The 20,830-nt window shown below is 70.3% G+C and carries 16 protein-coding genes; 7 read left to right on the top strand and 9 right to left on the bottom strand.

Annotated features, from left to right (window positions below; translation table 11 throughout):
• Positions 1–207: 207 nt before the first annotated feature.
• From AC3RXY_RS07215 to AC3RXY_RS07195, 5 genes are all read left to right on the top strand, one after another.
• Entirely contained in the window at positions 208–1,632 is a 1,425-nt protein-coding gene (locus AC3RXY_RS07215; RefSeq protein WP_491510226.1) for an O-antigen ligase family protein, read from the top strand.
• A complete protein-coding gene (locus AC3RXY_RS07210; RefSeq protein ID WP_491510225.1) occupies positions 1,629–2,942 on the top strand; it encodes an O-antigen ligase family protein in 1,314 nt (437 codons plus the stop codon). Before AC3RXY_RS07215 ends, AC3RXY_RS07210 begins: the two co-directional genes overlap by 4 nt.
• 227 nt (positions 2,943–3,169) lie before the next feature.
• Positions 3,170–5,083: a glycosyltransferase gene (locus AC3RXY_RS07205; RefSeq protein ID WP_491510224.1), complete on the top strand. Its 1,914-nt coding sequence runs from the start codon at positions 3,170–3,172 to the stop codon at positions 5,081–5,083.
• Positions 5,080–6,060 (top strand): glycosyltransferase, encoded by a 981-nt coding sequence (locus tag AC3RXY_RS07200; RefSeq protein WP_491510223.1) that lies wholly within the window; start codon positions 5,080–5,082, stop codon positions 6,058–6,060. The genes AC3RXY_RS07205 and AC3RXY_RS07200 overlap by 4 nt, the downstream gene beginning before the upstream one ends.
• Positions 6,061–6,160: 100 nt before the next feature.
• On the top strand, positions 6,161–7,135 hold the full coding sequence (locus tag AC3RXY_RS07195) for a putative endonuclease domain-containing protein (RefSeq protein ID WP_491510222.1): 975 nt from the start codon (positions 6,161–6,163) through the stop codon (positions 7,133–7,135).
• 21 nt (positions 7,136–7,156) lie between these two features.
• Here AC3RXY_RS07195 and AC3RXY_RS07190 read toward each other — a convergent pair whose 3' ends face one another.
• The 5 genes from AC3RXY_RS07190 to AC3RXY_RS07170 all read right to left on the bottom strand — a co-directional run bounded on the left by AC3RXY_RS07190 (position 7,157) and on the right by AC3RXY_RS07170 (position 13,504).
• The gene (locus AC3RXY_RS07190) at positions 7,157–7,918 is read right to left on the bottom strand and encodes an ABC transporter ATP-binding protein (RefSeq protein WP_491510221.1); all 762 of its coding nucleotides are present in this window, start codon (positions 7,916–7,918) and stop codon (positions 7,157–7,159) included.
• Entirely contained in the window at positions 7,918–8,709 is a 792-nt protein-coding gene (locus tag AC3RXY_RS07185; protein ID WP_491510220.1) for an ABC transporter permease, read from the bottom strand. The genes AC3RXY_RS07190 and AC3RXY_RS07185 overlap by 1 nt, the downstream gene beginning before the upstream one ends.
• A 46-nt stretch (positions 8,710–8,755) precedes the next feature.
• A complete protein-coding gene (locus tag AC3RXY_RS07180; protein ID WP_491510219.1) occupies positions 8,756–10,765 on the bottom strand; it encodes an acyltransferase family protein in 2,010 nt (669 codons plus the stop codon).
• Entirely contained in the window at positions 10,762–11,898 is a 1,137-nt protein-coding gene (gene glf / locus AC3RXY_RS07175) for a UDP-galactopyranose mutase (RefSeq protein ID WP_491510218.1), read from the bottom strand. Before glf ends, AC3RXY_RS07180 begins: the two co-directional genes overlap by 4 nt.
• Before the next feature lie 106 nt (positions 11,899–12,004).
• Positions 12,005–13,504 carry a cell wall-binding repeat-containing protein gene (locus AC3RXY_RS07170; RefSeq protein ID WP_491510217.1) on the bottom strand — a complete coding sequence of 500 codons (1,500 nt, stop codon included), beginning with the start codon at positions 13,502–13,504 and terminating at the stop codon, positions 12,005–12,007.
• Positions 13,505–13,639: 135 nt separating this feature from the next.
• On the opposite strand from AC3RXY_RS07170, the gene AC3RXY_RS07165 reads away from it, so the two are divergent.
• Both AC3RXY_RS07165 and AC3RXY_RS07160 read left to right on the top strand, forming a co-directional pair.
• A complete protein-coding gene (locus AC3RXY_RS07165; protein ID WP_491510216.1) occupies positions 13,640–14,065 on the top strand; it encodes a GtrA family protein in 426 nt (141 codons plus the stop codon).
• On the top strand, positions 14,058–15,038 hold the full coding sequence (locus AC3RXY_RS07160; RefSeq protein WP_491510215.1) for a glycosyltransferase family 2 protein: 981 nt from the start codon (positions 14,058–14,060) through the stop codon (positions 15,036–15,038). The genes AC3RXY_RS07165 and AC3RXY_RS07160 overlap by 8 nt, the downstream gene beginning before the upstream one ends.
• Positions 15,039–15,085: 47 nt before the next feature.
• On the opposite strand, the gene AC3RXY_RS07155 is transcribed toward AC3RXY_RS07160, so the two are convergent.
• The 4 genes from AC3RXY_RS07155 to wecB form a co-directional block, all read right to left on the bottom strand.
• Positions 15,086–17,017: a DUF6541 family protein gene (locus AC3RXY_RS07155; RefSeq protein WP_491510214.1), complete on the bottom strand. Its 1,932-nt coding sequence runs from the start codon at positions 17,015–17,017 to the stop codon at positions 15,086–15,088.
• Between the two features lie 6 nt (positions 17,018–17,023).
• A complete protein-coding gene (locus tag AC3RXY_RS07150) occupies positions 17,024–18,316 on the bottom strand; it encodes a nucleotide sugar dehydrogenase (RefSeq protein ID WP_491510213.1) in 1,293 nt (430 codons plus the stop codon).
• A gap of 148 nt (positions 18,317–18,464) precedes the next feature.
• Entirely contained in the window at positions 18,465–19,565 is a 1,101-nt protein-coding gene (locus AC3RXY_RS07145) for an acyltransferase (RefSeq protein ID WP_491510212.1), read from the bottom strand.
• Positions 19,562–20,635, bottom strand: coding sequence for a non-hydrolyzing UDP-N-acetylglucosamine 2-epimerase (gene wecB, locus AC3RXY_RS07140; protein ID WP_491510211.1), 1,074 nt, complete (start codon positions 20,633–20,635; stop codon positions 19,562–19,564). Before wecB ends, AC3RXY_RS07145 begins: the two co-directional genes overlap by 4 nt.
• Positions 20,636–20,830 lie beyond the last annotated feature (195 nt).

Below are 20,830 nucleotides of genomic sequence, written 5' to 3'. Positions count from 1 at the left end.
TCTTGCCCCCTGGTCTTCCCACCGCACCACGGTCTGATCCGTGGCACGAGCCTCTTGGCTCAACTAATTACACCCGTGTCATTACCCGCGGTCAAGTCGCACACCTTAAACCCTCAACTGCGCCTTGAAGCTTCATGCCGTGACCCGGCGTGTCGCGGGTGCGCGCCCCCACGGCGCGTCCAGCGCTCCGAGGTAACCTGATCCGCGATGGCGCAGTATTCGAGGATCTCCGTAGCCGCCCCGCCCACCGCGCCCGCGCGCGTGTCGTCCGGGCGGCTTTTGCTGCGCGGCTACGCGATCGTCGTGCTCGCGGTGATTCTGGCCCCCACCGCCATGACCCACGCGTTCGGCGTCACCGCGACCGTGGTGATCGGCGTGGCGCTCGCCATCGGCACGATCGCGATCGGCGTCCCGCTGCTGATCGCCCGCCGCGCGAGCGAGCCGTTCCCCTGGCGGCGGCTGCCGTGGGCCGGACTGGCATACCTCGCCGTGGCCCTGCTGTCCACGCTCTGGTCGGCCTGGCCCGCCACCACGGCGACCACCTCGGTGCTGCTGCTGGTCACCACGATCCAGGCCCTGTTCCTGCCGACCTGGCTCACCTGGCGTGAGCTGGTCCGTGCCCTCGGATCGGCGCTGCGCTGGCTCCTCGGGCTCTCCCTCGCCTTCGAGCTGTGGGTCTCCCTCGCGCTCGGACACCCCGTCCTGCCCTCCGGTGTCACCCCGACCGGCGACACGATCGACCCGCAGTGGTACTGGTCGCGAAACAACCTCATCGACGGCGGACGCATCCAGGGGGTCGTCGGCAACGCCAACCTGCTCGGCATCCTGGCCCTGCTGGGCCTCATCGTCTTCGCGGTGCAGTACTGGTCGCGCATCTCCCGTCGCGGCTGGAGCATCGGGTGGGGCCTGGTGGCCCTGTTCGTCCTCGCCCGCGCCGGCTCGGTCACAGCGGGCGTGTGCGCCCTGGCCTGCCTGCTCGTCGCCGTCATCGTCGTGGTGCTGCGCCGGCTCACCGAGCGCGGCGCCCGCCGCACGGCCTACATCGTGCTGTGGGCCGGGATCGCCGGAGGGCTCGCGGCGGTATGGTTCCTGCGCACACCGCTGCTCTCACTCGTGGGACGGGGTTCTGACCTCTCGGGCCGCGAGGGCATCTGGGACACCGTGCTCGCGCGCGCCGTGCAACGTCCGCTGCTCGGGTGGGGGCACGCCAGCCCCTGGATGCCGTGGGACCCGGCGTTCCACGGCTGGATCATCGACCACGACCAGAGCGTGATGCAGGCTCACAACATGTGGGTCGACACGTTCTTCCAGCTCGGGATCGTCGGCCTGATCCTCGTGGCCGTCGCGTACCTGGCCTTCGTCTGGCGGGCCTGGTTCCTCGCCGTCGACCGACCGCGCTGGGACATCCGCACCGACCGCCCCTACGCGCAGCTGACCCTGCTGCCGATCCTCGTCGCCACGCTCCTGCTCGTGCAGGGCCTGACGGAGTCCGGCCCCATCATGCTGTGGGGCTGGATGCTGATGATGATGCTGTCGTTCAAGATCAAGACCGTGCCGATCGTCGGGCGCGGTCTCAGCGAGCAGAGCCGGGTCATCGACCACGGCGAACAGCCAGGGCGGCGGATGCGATGAGCGAGGCGGACGCCTCCGGCGGAGCGCTCCGGCACCTGCTGGCATCGGCGGAGTTCGCCCGCGCATACGCGCTCACCGCGATCGGCGCCGTCTTCGGCGGCTTCACGATCGAACGGCTCGCTGGCGCAGCGACGCTCGGCGCCGTCCTCACCGCGCTGTGCGCGATCGGGGCCGCCATGCTCTTCGTCCGCAGGGACGAGCTCTCCGTGATCCGCCTGGCCCCCACCACGCTGGTGGCGCTGCTGCTGTGGGCCCTCGTCAGCCTGGCGTGGACCACGAGCCGCACCGGCACCGTCACCGGGTGGCTCGAGCTCGCCGGTGGCGCGCTCCTGGCGATCGTCGTGGGCCACACGCGCGACACGCTCCAGACGGTGCGCGCCATCGGCGACACACTCCGGCTCCTCCTCGCGCTGTCCCTCGGGATGGAGATCCTCGCCGGCGTGCTGCTGGACATGCCGTTCCCCTTCCTCGGCGTGACCGGATCCCTCGCGGAGGGAGGCCCCGTCCAGGGCCTGTTCGGCACCCGCAACATGCTCGGCTTCGTCGCCGTGCTCGCCCTGGTCACGTTCGTGATCGAGTGGCGCACGCAGTCCATCCCGCGGCCGCTCGCCCTCACGTCCATCACCCTGGGGTCGCTGCTGGCCGTGCTCTCGGCGTCCCCCACCGTCTTCGTTCTCGCCCTGGCATCGGCCGTGGCCGCGAGCATGCTGACCCTGGTCAGACGCACCTCCCCCGCCCGCCGCAGGGCCGTGCAGTGGATCCTGGGCGCTGCGGTCACGACAGGACTCGCCGTCGCCTTTGCCCTGCGTCATCAGATCATCCGGCTCCTCGACGCCGGCTCCGACTTCTCGGTGCGCGCAGACCTGTGGAACACGATGCTGGACTACATCGCCGTCCGGCCCCTGCACGGGTGGGGCTGGCACGGCGGCTGGGACGACGGCCTGTTCCCCTTCCGCGCGCTGAACTTCCTCACCGACGACAGCCACGCCTCTGCCCTCAGCGCCTTCTTCGACGTGCTGCTGCAGCTGGGCGCCGTCGGGCTCGTGCTGTTCGCCCTGCTGGGCGGGATCGCGCTCGTGCGCTCGTGGCTGGTGGCGAGCACCCGGCGCTCGATCGTCTACGCCTGGACGCCCCTGGTCCTGGTCGCTCTCGCGGTCGACTCGGTGTTCGAGAGCTTCACCCTCACCGGGCTCGGCTGGTTCATGCTCGTGCTGTGCGCTCTGCGCGCCGGGCAGGCCAGGTCCTGGCGGGAGGACATCGACGCCGCCGTCACCGGCACGATGCCCACCCTCCCGCCCGCGGGCCGCTGACGGCAGCCGCGCAGCGCCCGGCGCCTGCTGTCTGGGCGATCCCGCTCCGTCCCCGCGCGATCCTGCGCCACGACAGGGCAGGCCCACGGCGGACCCCGGTCGGCCCGTCACGCGGCCAGGGTCGCGGGCGACCGGCAGTCGGCTGCGTCCCAGGTCGGGGGGAGCGCTGCCGGGTATGCTGACTGCGGCTCGCGATCCGGCGAGCGCGACACCCCGGAGATCTCGCCTTGCCCCACGTCCTGCAGAAGCTCGTGTTCCCGCTCGACCGCGATCCGGACCTCCTTCCGCTCTACGCGGACCCCGAGACCTGGTCGGTCATCGATGAGGAGCCGGTGCGCGTCTCCAACCGGGCCCACCTGGGCAACATCCTCGGCCGCCACCGCGCCCGCGTCGTCGCGGGCCGCCGCGTGTCGCTCGGCACGTACTTCAACGCCTTCCCCGCGTCGTACTGGCAGCACTGGACGAGTGTGCGCGAGGTGCGGCTGACGGTTCGCACCACCGGGCCCGCCACGGTCCTCGTCTACCGGTCCAACGGTTCCGGCGTTCGCCAGCGCCTGGACAGCAGAGAGGTCAACGGCGACGCCGTGACCACCTTCGACCTGGCTCTGAACCAGTACAGCGACGGCGGGTGGATCTGGTTCGACGTCGTCGCAGACGAGAAGGCCGCGATCCTCGAGGGCGCAGAGTGGACCACAGAGCAGGAGCCCCCGCGCACCGGCAAGGCATCGCTCGGCATCACCACGATCAACAAGCCCGACTACTGCGTCGAGACCCTCACCGCCCTGGCCGACGCACCGGAAGCCCTCGAGCTGATCGACCGCATCTTCCTGATCGACCAGGGCACCCGGCTGGTCTCTGAGCAGGCGGGCTTCGATGCCGTCGCGGATCGCCTCGGCGAGACCCTGCAGATCATCCAGCAGCCCAACCTCGGCGGGTCCGGCGGTTTCTCGCGATCGATGCTGGAGGCCCTCGACCGCCCGGAGAGCGACTTCGTCCAGCTCCTCGACGACGACGTGCGCATCGAGCCGGAGTCGCTGCGCCGCTCGATCGTGTTCGGCCGCTTCGCCACCAACCCGGTGCTGGTCGGCGGGCACATGTTCGACCTCCTCAACCGGCCGAAACTGCACGGCTGGGCCGAGGTCGTCGATGATGCGCCGTTCATGTGGCGCAATCTCTACCAGGAACGGATGCCGCACGACTTCGGCGTCGCGAACCTGCGCCAGACCCCGCTGCTGCACATGCGCATGGACGCCGACTACAACGGCTGGTGGATGTGCCTCATCCCCCTCGCCGCGATCCGCGAGGTCGGCCTCGCCCTGCCGGCGTTCATCAAATGGGACGACGCCGAGTTCTGCCTGCGGGCCGGAGCAGCCGGCTTCCCGACCGTGTCGATGCCCGGCGTGGCCCTCTGGCACGTCTCCTGGGTCGGCAAGGACGACACCATCGACTGGCAGGCGTACTTCCACGCGCGCAATCGGATCGTCGCCGGGCTCATCCACTCCGACGTGCCGCGCGGCGGAACCCTCCTGCGCCACAGTCGACGCGTCGACCTCAAGCACCTCATGATGATGCAGTACTATCCCGTGGCCCTGCGCAATCAGGCGCTGCGCGACGTGCTCACCGGCCCCGCGCACATGCGCGCGCAGCTGGAGACGGCGCTGCCCCGCGCCCGCGCGATCGCGAAGGACTACCCGGAGACGATCGTGCACGCCGACCCGGAACGGGTGCTGCGCTCGCGGCGCGGACGTGTCGTGTTCGCACCACGCCGCCGTCAGAACGAGTTCGACAGCCCGACCGGACTGCGGCTGCGCTGGTTCACGCTCACAACCCTCGTCTCCCACTGGCTGCACCGTCCCCACCCTGCCAATGTCGCGCAGGCGGAGGTCGAGTTCGGCAAGGAGGACGCGATGTGGTGGCGCGTTCCCGCCTATGACAGCGCGCTGGTGAGCGCAGCAGACGGCTCTGGCAAGAACATCTACACGCGTGACCGCCGGGCCTACCGGCGGATGCTGCGCGAGTCCTTCCGGCTCCATGCCCGGCTGCGCAAGGAATGGCCCGCTCTGCAGCGCGCCTATCGCGAGGCCCTGCCGGAACTGGTCTCCCCCGAAGCGTGGCGCCGCACGTTCGGAGCGCAGCGATGAGCGGCGCCCGCGCGGACGCTGTGCCGTTCGACCCGGCGTCGGCGACGATCGTCGTCGTGACATACAACCGGTCGCATCTGCTCTCCGGGCTGCTCACGTCGATCACCGCGATGGATCCGAAACCGGGACACGTCGTGGTCATCGACAATGCATCGGTCGACGACACCACCGCGGTCGTCGAGTCGTTCCGCGCGGGTCTGGGCACCGAGCTGGTCTACCGCCGGCTGGAGGAGAACACCGGCGGCTCCGGCGGCTTCAGCGAGGGCATGCGCGTGGCCTACGAGCTCGGCTCCGAGTGGATCTGGCTGATGGACGACGACGTCGAGGTCATGCCGAACGGGCTGACCGCGATGGGGCGCTGGACGCCGCGTTTCCGCAGCATTCAGGGCCGGCGATACGACTACGACGGGAGCCCGTTCTACTGGCAGTACCGGATCGCCGAGCGTATGGGCATCCCGATCCCCTTCGCACCGGCCGGCTTCGATGCCTCCGGATTCAAGGAGATGAACAGCGGCTGCTTCGAGGGGATGTTCATCCACCGCAGCATCGTCGCGGAGATCGGCCTGCCGGATCCGCGCTTCTTCATCTACTGGGACGACCAGATGTACGGGTGGCTGGCCTCGCGTCTGACCACATCGGTGATCGTCGACGAGTTCGTGCTGCGTCGCACGCGCGAGATCAAGCAGTGGGACATGGGCATCCGGCACCTGAATGCCTCGAGCGACACCTACCGGTACTACATCATGCGCAATCGCGCATATATCAAGAAGTACTACCGCCATCACCGTGTCTACAACCCGGTGCTGTTCGGCCTCGGCACGGCGATGACCTTCGCCAAGGAGCTCATCCGCCTGGTGACCGTGGAGCGCACCGTCCGCGGCACGAGCAACCTCGTGCGCGGTCTCCGCGACGGCCGCCGGATCTCCCGCGACGCGTCCTGGCGTCCCATGCCCCCGCTCCCGCGAGCGGCCGCTTAACGTCCCCATTTCCGCGGAATGGGCGCCTTGTTTGGCCGCTCGGCGCAGGGTGTGGACAGGCGGGGACGCCGGTTGCGGGGACCGGGCAGAGTTTGGTGGCATGAAGCCAGCCGCGCCCCTGCCCGAGCATCTGCGCGGGAAGCCCTTCGCGGTGCGCGATGCGCGCCGTGACGGGGTGACGGCGGGCCGACTCCGCAGCGGCGACCTGGCAGCACCGCACCACGGTGTTCGCGCGGCGGGACTCGATCTGTCTTCGCTCTCCGCCCGTGCGCAGGCGCTGGCGACCGTCCTGCAGGATCAGCACGCCTTCAGCCACAGCACCGCGCTGGCGCTGCACGGCGCGCCCCTCCCCTTCTGGCTGGCGGATGCCGGGGCGCCCCTGCACGTGAGCACGATCGGCGGCAATCGCATCCGGCGCCCGGGGGTCGTCGGGCATCGGCTGCACGACGCCGTCCCGGTGGTGCACCTGCCGAACGGTCTCGTCGTGGTCGCGGCGGCAGACGCCTGGTGCCAGCTCGCCGAGCACGGCGCACAGAAACGACATCCGCTGCAGATCGACGACATCGTCGCCGCAGCCGACTTCCTGCTCACGGGTACACGCCGCAGCGCGGGGCAGCGTGACGCGCCCCGTTGCCGACCGGACGATCTTCGCGCCGCGGTGCGACGACACGGCAGGCGACGGGGCGCGCGTCTCCTCGCGGAGGCTCTGGTTCTCGCGCGCGGTGGGGCGGAGTCCGCACAGGAGACCCGGCTGCGCCTCGCGCTGGGACGCGCAGGGTTGCCGGAACCGGCGATCGCGTTCGGCGTGATGACATCACTGGGCGTTCTCACTCCGGACCTGGCGTATCCGCAGGCCCGGGTGGCGATGGAGTACGAGGGAGACCAGCATCGTCACGATCGCCGGCAGTGGCGCGGCGACTTCGCCCGTGTCCGTGCGTTCCAGGAGGCCGGCTGGGAGGTCATCCGCGTGAACGCCGATGACCTCCGCGCTCCCCATTCCATGCGCCGCATCACACGCCACATTCGCGCCCTCCTCCGCGAGCGGCCACACAATGCGGCCATTCCCGCGAAATAGCGACAACGGGTGGCCGCTCGCCTAGGGGTGGTCGGCGTTGTAGCGGGAGAGGACCTCGGAGATGGGGGCGTCCAAGACCAGGGCGCCGCGATCGAGGTACAGGCCCCGCGTGCAGAAGCGCCGCAGATCGCGCTCATTGTGGCTGACGAAGAACAGCGTGCGGCCGGCTGCGAGCAGCTCGTCGATCCGGCGATAGCACTTCTCGCGGAACGCCTTGTCCCCCACCGCCAGCACCTCGTCCACCAGCAGGATCGGCTCATCCAGCTGCGACACCACCGAGAACGCCAGGCGCACCTTCATGCCGTTGGAGAGATGCTTGTAGGGGGTGTCCTGGAAGTCCGCCAGCTCCGCGAACTCGATGATGTCGTCGTAGCGCCGCGCGATCTCGGCGCGCGGCATGCCGTGCAGGCCCGCGGTGAGCCGGACGTTCTCACGCACGGTCAGATCTCCCACAAAACCGCCCGTGAGCTCGATCAGCGGCGCCACTCCGCCGTTCACGCGCACGGCGCCCTCATCCGGCAGCAGCACCCCGGCGACGAGCTTGAGCAGCGTCGACTTGCCCTGGCCGTTGCGGCCGACGACGCCGATCGCCTCACCGGCGCGCACCGTGAACGACACGTCGCGCAGCGCCCAGAACTCCCCCGGTCGCGAGCGACGCCCGCGCCCGGCGAAGAGGTCTTTGAAGCTGCGCCGACCCCGTCGATTGCGGCGGAAGCGGATGCCGAGGCCGCTGACCTCCATCGCCATGCCGCCGAGCACAGTGTCCGTGGTGCGCGCCGCCATCACAGCTCCTTCAGAACGGTGCGTTCGAGGCGGCGGAAAACCATGACGCCCAGGAGGAGGATGCCGACAGTCATCACCGCGCCGATGCCCACGACCCTGCCATCCCACTGGTCCGGGAAGAACCCGACGCGGTACAGGGTGATGATGCCCGCCAGCGGGTTGAACGCGCCCAGGGTGTCGAAGGGCGCAGGGAGGTCGGGGATGCCATAGATGATGGGCGACGCGTAGAACAGCGCGCGCAGGATCAGCGCCGTGGTGCGCTCGAGGTCTGAATAGAGCACGCAGAGCGGGGCCACGAGCAGCCCCAGACCCACCAGGAGCATGGTCTGGAGGATCACGGCCACCGGGAACCACAGCAGGCTCCAGCTCACCTCTGCGCCGTTGACGACGGCGAACAGCACCAGCACCGGGAGGGAGAACAGGAACTCGATGCCCTTGCTCAGCACGATGCGGGTGACCCAGATCGAGCGCGGGATGGCGGTCGAGCGCACCAGGCGTGCGTCCTTGCGGAAAGCACGCGTGAAGTCGCTGACCGAGGTGTTGAACCACACCCACGGCAGCAGAGCGGTGATGAGGAACACGATGTAGGGCTGCTCGCCCACGGTGCGATCGAAGATCTGCGTGAAGACGAACCAGTAGATCGCGCTCATGACGAGCGGGTCGAGCACCGACCACAGGTAGCCGAGCATGCTCGTGGCGTACCGCACCCGCAGATCACGCGCGGAGAGCAGCCAGAGCGAGTGCAGGTAGCGGCGCGGCGTGCCGGGGGCGCCCGCAGTCGTCACGTTCATCGCTCCCGCCCGTCCGTTGTGGTCATATCGTCGCCAGCGTACCCGCTCACCACAGCGCCCCGAGTTGCGCGCGCAGGGCGGGCGCCAGCGTGTGGGCGAAGTCGGCCGTGAGGTGGTTGTCGTCGAGGTAGACCGCGACGCCGTCGATCTCGGCGCGGCACAGGCCCTCAGGGCAGATCCACGGGGTGAGGTCGACCGGGACGAGCGTGGGCACGGTCATGAGCTCCGCCGGGTTGACGGCGGCGAGCGCGTCCGCGGCCGGGCGATCGCAGTGGCGTCTCTCGAGAGCGCACTCGTAGAGGTCGACACTGCTGCGCGGGTTGTCTCGCACCCCGATCACCGCGATGCCGGCGTCGCCGAGCTGCGTTGCCAGGTCGTCTATTCCGGCGAGAAGACGCTCATCGGGGGAATCGACCGCGGCGGCGGTCACGACGGTGAACACGGCGTCCGGAACGAGCCACCGAGCGTAGTCGAGGGTCGCTACGCGCCAGTCCGCGCACACCCATTCCGCTTCGTCCTGCGGCACCCGCTCCTCGAGCGAGCACGCGCCGCGCAACAGCGACACGACGCCCCAGCCCTCTTCTGCGGCGATCGGCAGCAGAGCACCCATCATCTGCTCGGTGTGCGAGTCGCCGATCACGAGGATGACGCGTTCGGCTTCCTCCGCGCCCGGCGTCTGCCCGCATCCGGCCTGGAGGAGGGGGTCTGCCGGGAACAGGGCGGGCGAGCAGGCCATGTCGAGCGACACCCACTGCGCGTCCAGCTCGGTGGGGCGCGGCATCAGGAGCGGGAGGGCACCGGAGGCGGTGCGACCGTCTGCTGCGGCGGCGGCCTCGTGCTCATAAGCGGCCCTGGCCTCCTCGTTCTGCACGTGCACCACCATCTGCCAGGGCACGATCGCGATGGCGACCGCGGCGGCCGAGACCAGGATGACCGCGAGGTTCTGGCCGCGGCGGTGACCGCGAACGGCATCGGGGCGCAGCGGCCGGTCGACCAGGGCGGAGATGAGCCGGGCGAGCACGAGCGAGCAGAGCACGATGAGCGCGCCGTCGATCATCCCGGCGGATGTCTCGTCGCGCACGGAGAGGGTGAGGATCAGCACCGGCCAGTGCACGAGGTAGAGCGCATAGGCGTCGCGCCCCAGCGCCTGCACCGGGCGCGACTCGAGCAGTCTTGTCGGAGCGAACCGCGCCGGTTCGGATCCCGCCGCGATCACCAGTGCCGCCGCGAGCACCGGCCACAGCGCCAGGTAGCCGGGGAAGCCCCCGCGCACGTCGAGCACAAGACCGCACACGATGATCGCCAGCAGACCGGCCCAGCCGAGCATCGCCCGCAGGACAGCCGGAAGCCGGATGACGGGCGCCGCGAGGGCGAGCAGGGACCCTGCCGCGAACTCCCACAGCCGGGTGCGCGTGTCGAAGTAGGCGAACTCCTGCTGCGCCGCCGTGGTGACGACAGAGAAGATCAGCGACACGGCGAAGATCGTTCCGAACGCCACGGCCAGCAGGGTGCGCGCCGACCAGCCGGTGCGCCGGACGATCAGCCACACCGCCCAGAAGACCAGGGGCCACAGCACGAAGACCTGCCCCTGCACCGACAGCGACCAGAACTGCTGGAACACCGAGGGCAGCTCTTCGGCACGCGCGTAGTAGTCGACGCCGTCGACCGCGAGCACCCAGTTCTCCACGAACAGGAGCGATGCCCCGCCCTCGCGCCACAGCGCCGGCCACTGGGTCTCGGCGAGCAGGAACCGCCCCGCGATGAGCGTGAGCACGATCGTCAGCGCCGCCGCGGGCAGCAGCCCGCGAAAGCGCCGCGCCCAGTACGAGATCAGGTCGAGCCGCTCCCCCCGCTCGATCCGGCGCGTGAGCGACAGCGTCAGGAGGAACGCCGAGATCATCAGGAAGACGTCGACGCCCCCGGAGACCCGGTCGAACCACACGTGGTAGACCACGACGAGCAGGATCGCGACGGCTCGCAGGCCGTCGATGTCCCGTCGATAGCCGGATGACGCGGCCGGAACGGCCGCCCGCGTCATCGGCTCTGCGGTGGTCACGCCAGCTGGTTGTTCCACATCGACAGCGCAGAGCCGATGGCCATGTGCATGTCGAGGTACTGGTAGGTGCCCAGACGGCCGCCGAAGTGGACGTCCTGCTCGCCCTTCGCCAGCTCGCGGTAGGCCAGCAGGCCGGCGCGATCGGCGGGCGTGTTGACCGGGTAGTACGGCTCGTCCTCGCGCGTGGCGAAGCGCGAGAACTCGCGCATGATGACGGTGCGGTCCTTCGGGTACCGGTCGGCACGCTCGGGGTGGAAGTGGCGGAACTCGTGGATGCGCGTGAACGGCACGTCAGGATCGGGGTAGTTCATCACGCTCGTGCCCTGGAAGTCGCCGGTCTGCACGACCTCCTGCTCGAAGTCGAGCGTGCGCCAGGACAGCGCACCCTCGGCGTAGTCGAAGTACCGGTCGACCGGGCCGGTGTAGACCACCGGAAGCTGGCCGACGGTGTCGGTGCGGTTGAGCGGCTGCGCCGGGTCGAAGAAGTCGACGTCGAGCTTGACCTCGATGTTCGGGTGATCGGCCATCCGCTCCAGCCACGCCGTGTAGCCGTCGGTGGGCAGGCCTTCCCAGGTGTCGTTGAAGTAGCGGTTGTCGTAGGTGTAGCGCACCGGGAGGCGGCTGACGATGTCGCCGGAGAGCTCACGGGGATCGGTCTGCCACTGCTTGGCGGTGTAGTCGCGGAAGAAGGCCTCGAACAGCGGGCGCCCGACGAGCGCGATGCCCTTCTCCTCGAAGTTGCGTGCGGTGGCGACGTCGAACTCCCCCGCCTGCTCGCGCACCAGGGCGCGTGCTTCGTCTGGCGAGTATGCGGCCTGGAAGAACTGGTTGATGGTGCCCAGGTTCACCGGCAGCGGGTAGACGACGCCCCGGTGGCTGGTATAGACGCGGTGCACGTAGTCGGTGAACGTGGTGAACCGGTTGACGTACTCCCACACGGTCTTGTTGGACGTGTGGAAGAGGTGTGCGCCGTAGCGGTGCACTTCGATGCCGGTCTCCGGCTCATCCTCGCTGTAGGCGTTCCCGCCGATGTGGTGGCGACGCTCGATGACGGTGACCTTGCGCCCGGCGGCCGCCGCGCGCTCAGCGATGGTGAGGCCGAAGAAACCCGAGCCTACGACGAGGAGATCCATGCCGTCTATCGTATCGGCGGCACGCGGAACCATCCGGCGGCGCGGAAGAGCCGAGGGCCCCCGTCGTTCGACGGGGGCCCTCGGCGATGCGCTCAGCGACCGGGTGTCAGCGCAGCGCCTTGCGGTAGCCGGCCTGCTGCGCGGCGCTCTCGGTGGCGAAGCACGCCTCCGGAACCGTCTTGTCGTAGTCGCGCTGACCCGGGACGTGGTAGATCCACTCCCCGCTGCTGCTGTGGTTGCCCTTGATCGGCGCGGCCGCCGGGCAGTCCTTGCCGTTGGGAACCGGCTTCGGCGCCGGCTTGGCCGTCACCGGGCCGACAGCGCCGGAGAGCACGGATGCCGACACGAAGCCGGTCTGCGAGCCGGTGACGCGCACGGTGATCCTCGCGCCCACCTGGGCCGCGGCGGTCACGAGCGTGGCGCTGGTCGCGCCGCTGATCGCTGAGCCATCGGCGAACCACTGGTAGGCGAGCTGGGTGCCAGCGGTCCAGGCCCCGACCTGCGCGGTCAGGGTGCTGCCGACGACGGTCGCCCCGTTGATCTTGAGGGAGCCGGCGGTGAGGCACGCGTTGCCCTGCGCGGCGGCAGCGCTCACGACGGCGGTGCCGCCCAGCACGACCGTGCGGGTGCTCCCACCAGCCGTGAGCGCGTCGCGCACGACCACCGGAAGGCAGTCGGTGCGGCTGATGTGCATCGGCGCTCCCACGCGGCCGGCGAGCGCGGCACCGGCGAGGGCGTCGGGGAAGTTCAGACCCGTCGCGAGGAACGCGGTGCCGGACGTGCCTTCGGGGAAGAAAGCGCGGTTGATCCGCGCGGCCGTGTCGTAGCGATCTTCGCCAGGGAAGCGGTTCTCGACGGTGATGCCGAGGTTCTTCAGCTGGTTCTCGATCGCGGTCGAGACCGCGCCGGTTCCGCCGGCGATGGCCACGCGCTTCACGCCGAGGTCAGTGAGCAGCGAGCGCACCGACGCCGGGAGCGCGGCCGCCTGACCGTCCACGAGCACGACCGGCGCCCCGGCCACGCCCGCCGCTCCGGTAGCGGCCAGAGCGTCGGGGAAGGTCCGGCCCGTCGCGATGATCGCGAAGTCCGACGATCCCTTCGGGAACGCCGTGCGCACCGAGAGAGCGCCGGTCTCGTAGCGGTCTGCGCCGTCGAGACGGGAGACCTGCGCACCGAGCTCCGTGGCCGTCGTGCTCAGCTGCGCGTACGCCGCGGCGCTGACGGCGCCGGTGCCGCCGACCACATAGATGCGCTGCGGCTTCAACCGACGGATCTCGGAGAGCACCGCCGCCGAGACCGTCTTGCCGTCGGTGAGCAGGAGCGGTGCGCCCAGCTGTGCTGCCGCCGCCGACGACGCGAGAGCGTCGGGGAAGTTCGCCCCCGTCGCGACGTAGACCGCGGGGACGCCGGCGGTGTAGAACGCCGCGACCTGCCGGGCCGTGTCGTAGCGGTCGGCGCCGCTGATCCGGATATCACCGGCGGGCAGGCTGACCTGGCCCCGCGCCGGTGCGTCGGTGTCATCTGCGGCGGCGGGCGCGCCGGCTGCGAGGAGGAGGGATGCGCTGACCGCCGCAGTGGCGATGGCAGCGAGGAATCGTTGACGCATGCAGGACCTCGGGGGGTGGGGAACGAAGCGAAACATATCCAGGCGGATATGTTGGGTAGCATACCGGCGCATGACCGGGCGGCGACAAGCCGCAGCCGGGACAATCCCCGGGGCCTGGTCTGGCAGAATCGGGGGATGTCGAGGCCCTCGTCCATCGTGAGCCGGCTGTGGGGGAAGAGCGCGCTGCGGTATCTCGCCGTGGGCGGCTTCTGCTTCGCCGTCGACGTCGGCCTGCTCTGGCTCGCGCATGATGTGCTCGGCGTGCCGCTCGCTCTCGCCGCCCCTGCGGGCTTCCTCGCGTCATTCGCGGTGACCTACACGATGCAGCGCACGGTCGCCTTCGGCTCCGACGCCCTGGTCGCCCCGAGCGTCGCCCGGTACGCGGCGCTCGTGGCCGCGAACACCGTCGCGACCACCGCGATCGTGTGGGCCGCTCCGGCGATGGGGGCGCCGTGGATCGCCGGCAAAGTGATCGCGGTGATCGCGACGACCGTGTGGAACTACTTCATCTATCGTCATTGGGTGTTCGCCACCCCGGAAGCTCGGAGCGCCGATGTATAAAGACGCCGTCATCGCCGCCGTCGTCCCCGCATACCGCGAGGAACGCATGATCGCGCGGGTGATCGAGACGATGCCCGCCTTCGTCGACCACATCGTGATCGTCGACGACTGCAGCCCGGACGGCACCAGTGATGCCGTCCGCGCGGTCGGCGACCCGCGGGTCACTCTGGTCCGCCATGAGAAGAACCAGGGCGTGGGCGGGGCGATCATCACCGCGCACCGCACGGCGATGGAGCTGGGCGCCGACGTCGACGTCGTGATGGCGGGCGATGCGCAGATGGATCCGGCCCACCTCCCCGCGCTGCTGGATAAGGTCACCGACGGCGGCTTCGGCTTCGCCAAGGCCAACCGCTTCTACTCACCCGACTCGTTCCGCGGCATGCCGGCATACCGTGTCTTCGGCAACATCGCGCTGTCGTTCCTCACCAAGTCGGCGTCCGGCTACTGGAACCTGTTCGACCCGCAGAACGGGTACACCGCGGTCCGCACCGATGTGCTGCGACGCCTGCCGCTCGATCGCATCGCCAAGCGCTACAGCTTCGAGAACGATCTGCTCATTCAGCTGAACATCCTCAACGTCTCGGCGACCGATGTGCCGATCCCCGCCGTGTACGGCGACGAGGTGTCGAGCATCCGCCTCGGCCGTGTGATCCCCGAGCTCGTGCACCGCCTCACGGTGGGCTACTGGACACGGATCTGGTACCGCTACGTGCTGTGGTCCTTCTCGCCCATCGCGCTGCTGCTCTTCCTCGGCATCCTGCTCTTCGGCCTGGGGCTCGCCGTGAGCGTGTGGATGGTGTTCCAGATCGCTTCGTCGACGGCCGCCACGGCGGCGACGGTGATGCTGGCCGCGCTGCCGCTCATGATGGGGACGCAGATGCTGATCAGCGCGCTGCAGCTGGACATCCTGGCGACGCCTTCGACCCCCGATCACGAGCCGTTCTCCGCCGATCGGGGCGCCGCGGAGCACTGACCGCGTCGGCGCTGCCCCGCGGCGATGCCGTCACGGCCGAGGGGGGATCACCCGCAGCCGGTGAGGCGATACAGCCGCGCCGAGCCCTCCTCGGCGGCGAGCTCCCACCCCGGAGCCTCATCGAGCCGCTCGAAGCCCGGCATCGGGTGGGTGGCGTTGTGCACCTCTGACCGCCCGAAGTCGAGCACCCATCGCACGCCGGATCGTTCGGCCGCCGCGCACACCGCGGGATCGGCTCCGGCCTCCCGAAGGCCTGCGATCAGGATCTGTGCATCGGCGTCTGGCTCCTGATAGATGTGCGGGATCAGCGCGGGCCGGTCGGCGATCGCCGAGACGAGCGAGGTTCCCGTCCAGGGGCTTCCCGCGACCACCTCCCCCGGGGGGACGATGTCCGGCACCCGTTCCAGCAACCGCATCTCCGATGCCGTGAGCAACGGGGATGCCTCCGTCAGCGCGTACATCGACGCTGCCTGCTCCGTCGCGCGGGTGAGAGCGGGACCGGCCTGAGTGAGCACCGCCACCACGGCGACGAGCGTCGTCCCCGCGACGAACTCGGTCGTCGCGCGTCGCCCTGGCAGCATCCGCGCCAGGCCCCCCGCTGCGAGCGCGACGCCCACCGCTCCCAGCGGGACGACGAGGGACGGGAACAGCGCGGCGATGCGGAACAGGTCGCTGTACCAGGTTCCGGTGAGGCCGTAGCGGAGCATGCCGACGGGGAAAGCCGCGCAAACGACGAAGATGCCGCCCAGCGTCGCCCAGCCGGCGACGAGCCACCACCACCGACGGCGGACGAGCACGATCGCGATGATCCCGGCCAGCAGCGCGCCGGCGACCACGGGGCTGGGCTCCCGCCAGCCCTGCATGCCGAGGGCGACACTGCGCAGCGCATCGGACACCGTCATCGACGGCTCCCAGAAGGCCTGCTCGCGCGTCGGGCGGGCCACGCGCAGCAGCACGGTCGCTGCGACCAGCCCCACCGCCCACAGCGCCATCCCCCCGGCTGCTCTGCGCCGCGCCAGAGGCGTGCCCTTCAGACCCCGCAGCCACCGCAGCCCGCCGGCGAGCGCGGGCCAGACCCCGACCGCGATCAGCGCCATCAGCGTGCTGGGGTGGGCCAGCGCGAGCGTCGCCATCCCGGCCAGGAGAAGCACCCAGCGGATGAGGGCGGGCGCCCGGGTGCCGTCCCCGACGCCGGCCACCGCGATCAGCAGCGCGAGCACCGCCGGCAGCAGCGCGATCGACAGCACGTTGGGATACAGCACCCCGAAATCGAGCATGAGGAGGGGGAACGCGGCCATCCCGGCCGCGAGGGCACCCGCCGCGAGCGAAGCCACCGGCGAGGATCCGACGACCTGCCTGGTCAGGAGCACGCTCCCGGCCGGCCACACGACCGCGGCGACCACGATCGCCGTCGCGTTGACCGCCACCGGAACGCTCGCCCCGGAGAGCAGGGCGACGGTCGCAGCGAGAGCATGCCACAGGCTCGGGTAGAAGCCCGGGATGATCTGGCGGGTGGGCGCGATCGCCCCGGTGTCGAGGATGAAGCGCACCGCGTTGAGGTGGTAGACGTTGTCGAAGGTCTGCGAGATCGCCCCCGGCGTGCCGAAGACGTCGGCGAGGCGCACGCCGATCAGCACGGCGGCCACCGCGACCGCGACGAAGGGCACCGCCTCCCGCAGGGCCGATCTGTTCGCCTCTGAACCGTCCGCGGTGCGCGCCCGCCGGGTGAGCAGGCCGAGCGCGGCGGCGACCGCCAGCAGCACTCCGACCGAAGCGGCCCACATGCCCGCTCCCCAGGTGACGGGCAGCACGATGCCGATCACGCTGAACAGCGCGATCGCGGCCAGGCCGAGGGGGGCTGCCAGACCGACGACGGTGAAGCCTCTGGCCCCGAGCAGGAGCGCCGCGATGGTGCCGGGGACGAGCAGGACGATGAGCGCGGCCAGGAGCGCCGGAGCGATCACAGCCGCCTCGGTCACGGCGGGCTAGGCCTTTCCGACGACGATGCGCGGGGTGCCTGCCCACCGTTCCGGGTCGGTGGCGTTGCGGCCGTCCACCAGCAGCCGGACCCCCGGGAGATCTGCGGGAGTGAGCGACCGATAGTCCGCATGGTCGGTCTGCAGCACGACGACGTCGGCCGGTTCTCCGAGCGCGTACGGCGTGAATCCGAGGCGCTCCAGCTCCTCGTCGGAGTAGAGCGGATCATGCACCCGCACGGTCGCTCCGCGCGCCTGCAGCGCCTCGACCGTGGGGAACACCCCGGAGAACGCGGTCTCCTTGACGCCGCCCCGGTACGCCGCCCCCAGGACGACGGCCTGCAGGCCGTCCAGCGACCCGAGAAGGTCGGCGGCCTGGGCCACGAGCCGCTCCGGCATCGAGGCGTTCAGCTGCCGGGCGACGCGCACGACATCGGCGTCGGGATCCGTCGACAGGTACAGGCGCGGGTACACCGGGATGCAGTGTCCGCCGACGGCGATCCCTGGCCGGTGGATGTGGCTGTAGGGCTGCGAGTTGCACGCCTCGATCACCTTGTAGACGTCGATGCCGTGCGCAGCCGCGAACAGCCCGAACTGGTTCGCCAGGCCGATGTTGACGTCGCGGTACGTGGTCTCGGCGAGCTTGGCCATCTCCGACGCCTCCGTCGACCCCAGGTCCCACACGCCGTTCTGGCGCGGCAGGTCCGGACGCTCGTCGAACTGCAGCACGGCCTCGTAGAACTCCCGTGCCCGCCGGGTTCCCTCATCGGAGAGGGCGCCGATCAGCTTCGGGTACTTCCGCAGGTCCGCGAACACGCGGCCCGTGAGCACGCGCTCCGGCGAGTACGCGACGTGGAAGTCGACGCCCTCGGTCAGGCCGGAGCCCGCCTCCAGCATCGGCTTCCACCGGGTGCGGGTGGTGCCCACCGGCAGCGTCGTCTCGTAGGACACCAGCGTGCCGGGAGTGAGATGCTCCGCGAGGGACGCCGTCGCGGCGTCCATGTACTGGAAGTCGGGTTCCCAGGTCTCATCGTTCACGAAGACCGGCGCGACCAGCACGACGGCGTCGGCCCCCGGGATCGCGTCGGCATAGTCGGTGGTCGCGCGCAGTCGCCCGGCCGGTACCAGCTCGCTCAGCTTCTCCTGCAGGTGCGCCTCGCCGGGGAACGGCTCCTGGGCGGCGTTGATGAGGTCGACCGCCCGCTGGTTCACGTCGACGCCGATCACCTCGTGTCCGGAATCGGCGAACTGGACGGCGAGGGGAAGCCCGATCTTTCCGAGGGCCACGACGGCGATGCGCATAGTTGTCATTCTACGGAACCAATGCTGCGTGACCGCCCGCTCCCCGGCCCGCCGCGCGCCCCGCGCGCACGCCTCGCCCGCGCGACCGGCTCGCACATGTGCGAGCGAGGCGCGCGCAGCGGCGTCCGGGTGAGGGCCGAGGACGGATTCAGACCAGCCGGCGGAGTCCCGGAATGCGCCGCATGACGCCCACGATCGCAAACGACGCGATCACCACCACGACATAGAGGATCAGCGTCCGAGGGAACGACCCGGCCCAGCCGGCGAACATCGGAACCTGGCGCACGGTCACCAGTAGCGCGAAGTGGATCAGGAACACCCCGAACGCGCTGTCCGACAGTTCGCGGAGAAGGCGCGCACCCCGCGGTCCCGGAGTCCAGGCGCGCAGCAGCCCGTTCACCGACAGGAAGACGCCGATCGAGGCAAGCGCCACGATCGGGCCGAAGTAGCTCACCGGTGCGATGGCGTCGATGCGGGGGAAGTCCAGACCGTACTGCACGATCACGAAGGCGATCGACACCGCGGTACCGAGCGTCACGAACACGAGCGCACGCCCGCGGATCACCACATCACGCAGTGCCCAGCCCGCGAGGAAGTAACCCACGTAGGGGAGCCACTGGGTGAGCGCGAGGAGGGTGAGGGGCCTGGGCTGTCCCATCGCCCCCAGCAGGCTCGACGACATGCCCGTGGCGACGGTGGCCGCGAGCGTCATGCCGGCGAAGATCAACGCCCTCCGCTGGCCTCCCTCGCGCAGGAAGGCGGCCAGAACCGGCGTCACCGCATACAGCCCAACGATCAGCCAGAGGAAATAGAGGTGCGTGTAGGGCTTGCCATCGAGCGCCCAGGCAACGAGCCCCGCTCTGTCTGGCGGGGCCTGAGACACGCCGATCCGGATGACCAGCAGGTAGAACACCGGCCAGAACACGAGGGCAGGCGCGAGGCGCAGCAGCCGGCGCCGGTAGAACGTCGCGGGGCCGGCCGCGTGCTGCCGTGGTTCGAGCAGCAGAGCGCCCGAGATCATCACGAACACCGGGACGACCCACACGAAGCCCAGGTCGAGGGCGACGGCTGCCCACCATCGCCCGCTGCCGCGGATCTCCGCGTTGCCGACCATTCCGGCGAACACGTGGATCGCGACGACGCCGCAGATCGAGACCACCCGCAGCACATCGAGCCACCAGCGCCGCCCGGATCCCGGCGCGGTCGGGCGGGATGCAGCTGCGCTCCCGCGCGCGGACGCCGATGTCATGCGCCGGACGCGTGCGAGAGCAAGACCTGCACGACACGTTCGGCGGCGCGCCCGTCGCCATAGGGTGCCGCGGCGGTCTCGGCCGGGCGGGGGCGGTTCACCCCCGCGGCGATCTCCTCCGCGGTGTTCGCCAGCACGTTCCAGCCGAGATCGACCGTCTCGACCCACTCGGTCTCCGTGCGGACGGTCGTGCAGGGCACCCCCAGGAGGAACGCTTCCTTCTGCAGGCCGCCCGAGTCCGTCACGACCCCGGCAGACGGCACCACCGACGCGATCAGCTCCGGATAGGCCAGCGGAGCGTGGGCGATCAGCGAGCCCTGGGTGAGCGGGATGCCGGCGTCCTGCGCCTTCGCCACCACGCGCGGATGTGCGAGCAGCACGACCGGTCGGTCGAGGATCGAGAGCGCGCCCATCACCGCGGCAAGCCGCTCCGGGTCGTCGGTGTTCTCGGCGCGGTGGATCGTCGCGACGTAGTGTTCGCCCGGCGCGAGACCCAGCTCTGCCACGAGCGGCGAAGGCGCCCCCGTCACCTCGTCGCGCACCTGGAACAGGACGTCGGTCATCACGTCGCCGACCAGGACGGTTCGCTCGGCGAGCCCCTCATGCGCGAGATGATCCACCGCGACCTGCGTCGGCGCGAGCAGGAGGTCGGCGGCGTGATCGGTCATCACCCGGTTGTGCTCCTCCGGCATCCGCCGGTTGAAGCTGCGCAGCCCGGCTTCCAGGTGAGCCACCGGGATGTGCATCTTCACCGCGCTGAGCGCCGCGGCGACCGTCGAGTTCGTGTCGCCGTAGACCAGCACCCAGTCGGGTCGGTGCTCCTCGAAAACCGCATCGAGGGCGGCGAGCATCGCACCGGTCTGCACCCCGTGGGAGCCGCTCCCCACGCCGAGGTGCACGTCGGGCTCGCCGATCCCGAGGTCCTCGAAGAAGACATCGGACAGCAGCGGGTCGTAGTGCTGGCCGGTGTGGACGATCACGTGATCGACACCCGCGGCAACGGCCGCCCGATGGATCGGAGCAAGCTTCACGAACTGCGGACGCGCACCCACCACGCTGACGATCTTCACGGACACAAAGTCTAGGAGACCGGGCCGGGAGCACTGTGCGCGCACTCGGCGGCCCTGGCGGGGGAAGCGGCAGCCGCGCCCCGGACCGGCCCCGGCACGGCCCCGGCACGCGCTTTCCCGTACTCAGGCAGAATGTGCCGCACCGGCCCGAAAACCGCCGTTTCGGGCGCTGGCGGCCTTTTTGCCGGAGTACGG

The sequence above is a fragment of the Microbacterium longlingense genome (assembly GCF_058349825.2).
The sequence above is the reverse complement of the archived record's forward strand: the minus strand, read 5'-3'. Positions and strand labels throughout refer to the sequence as shown.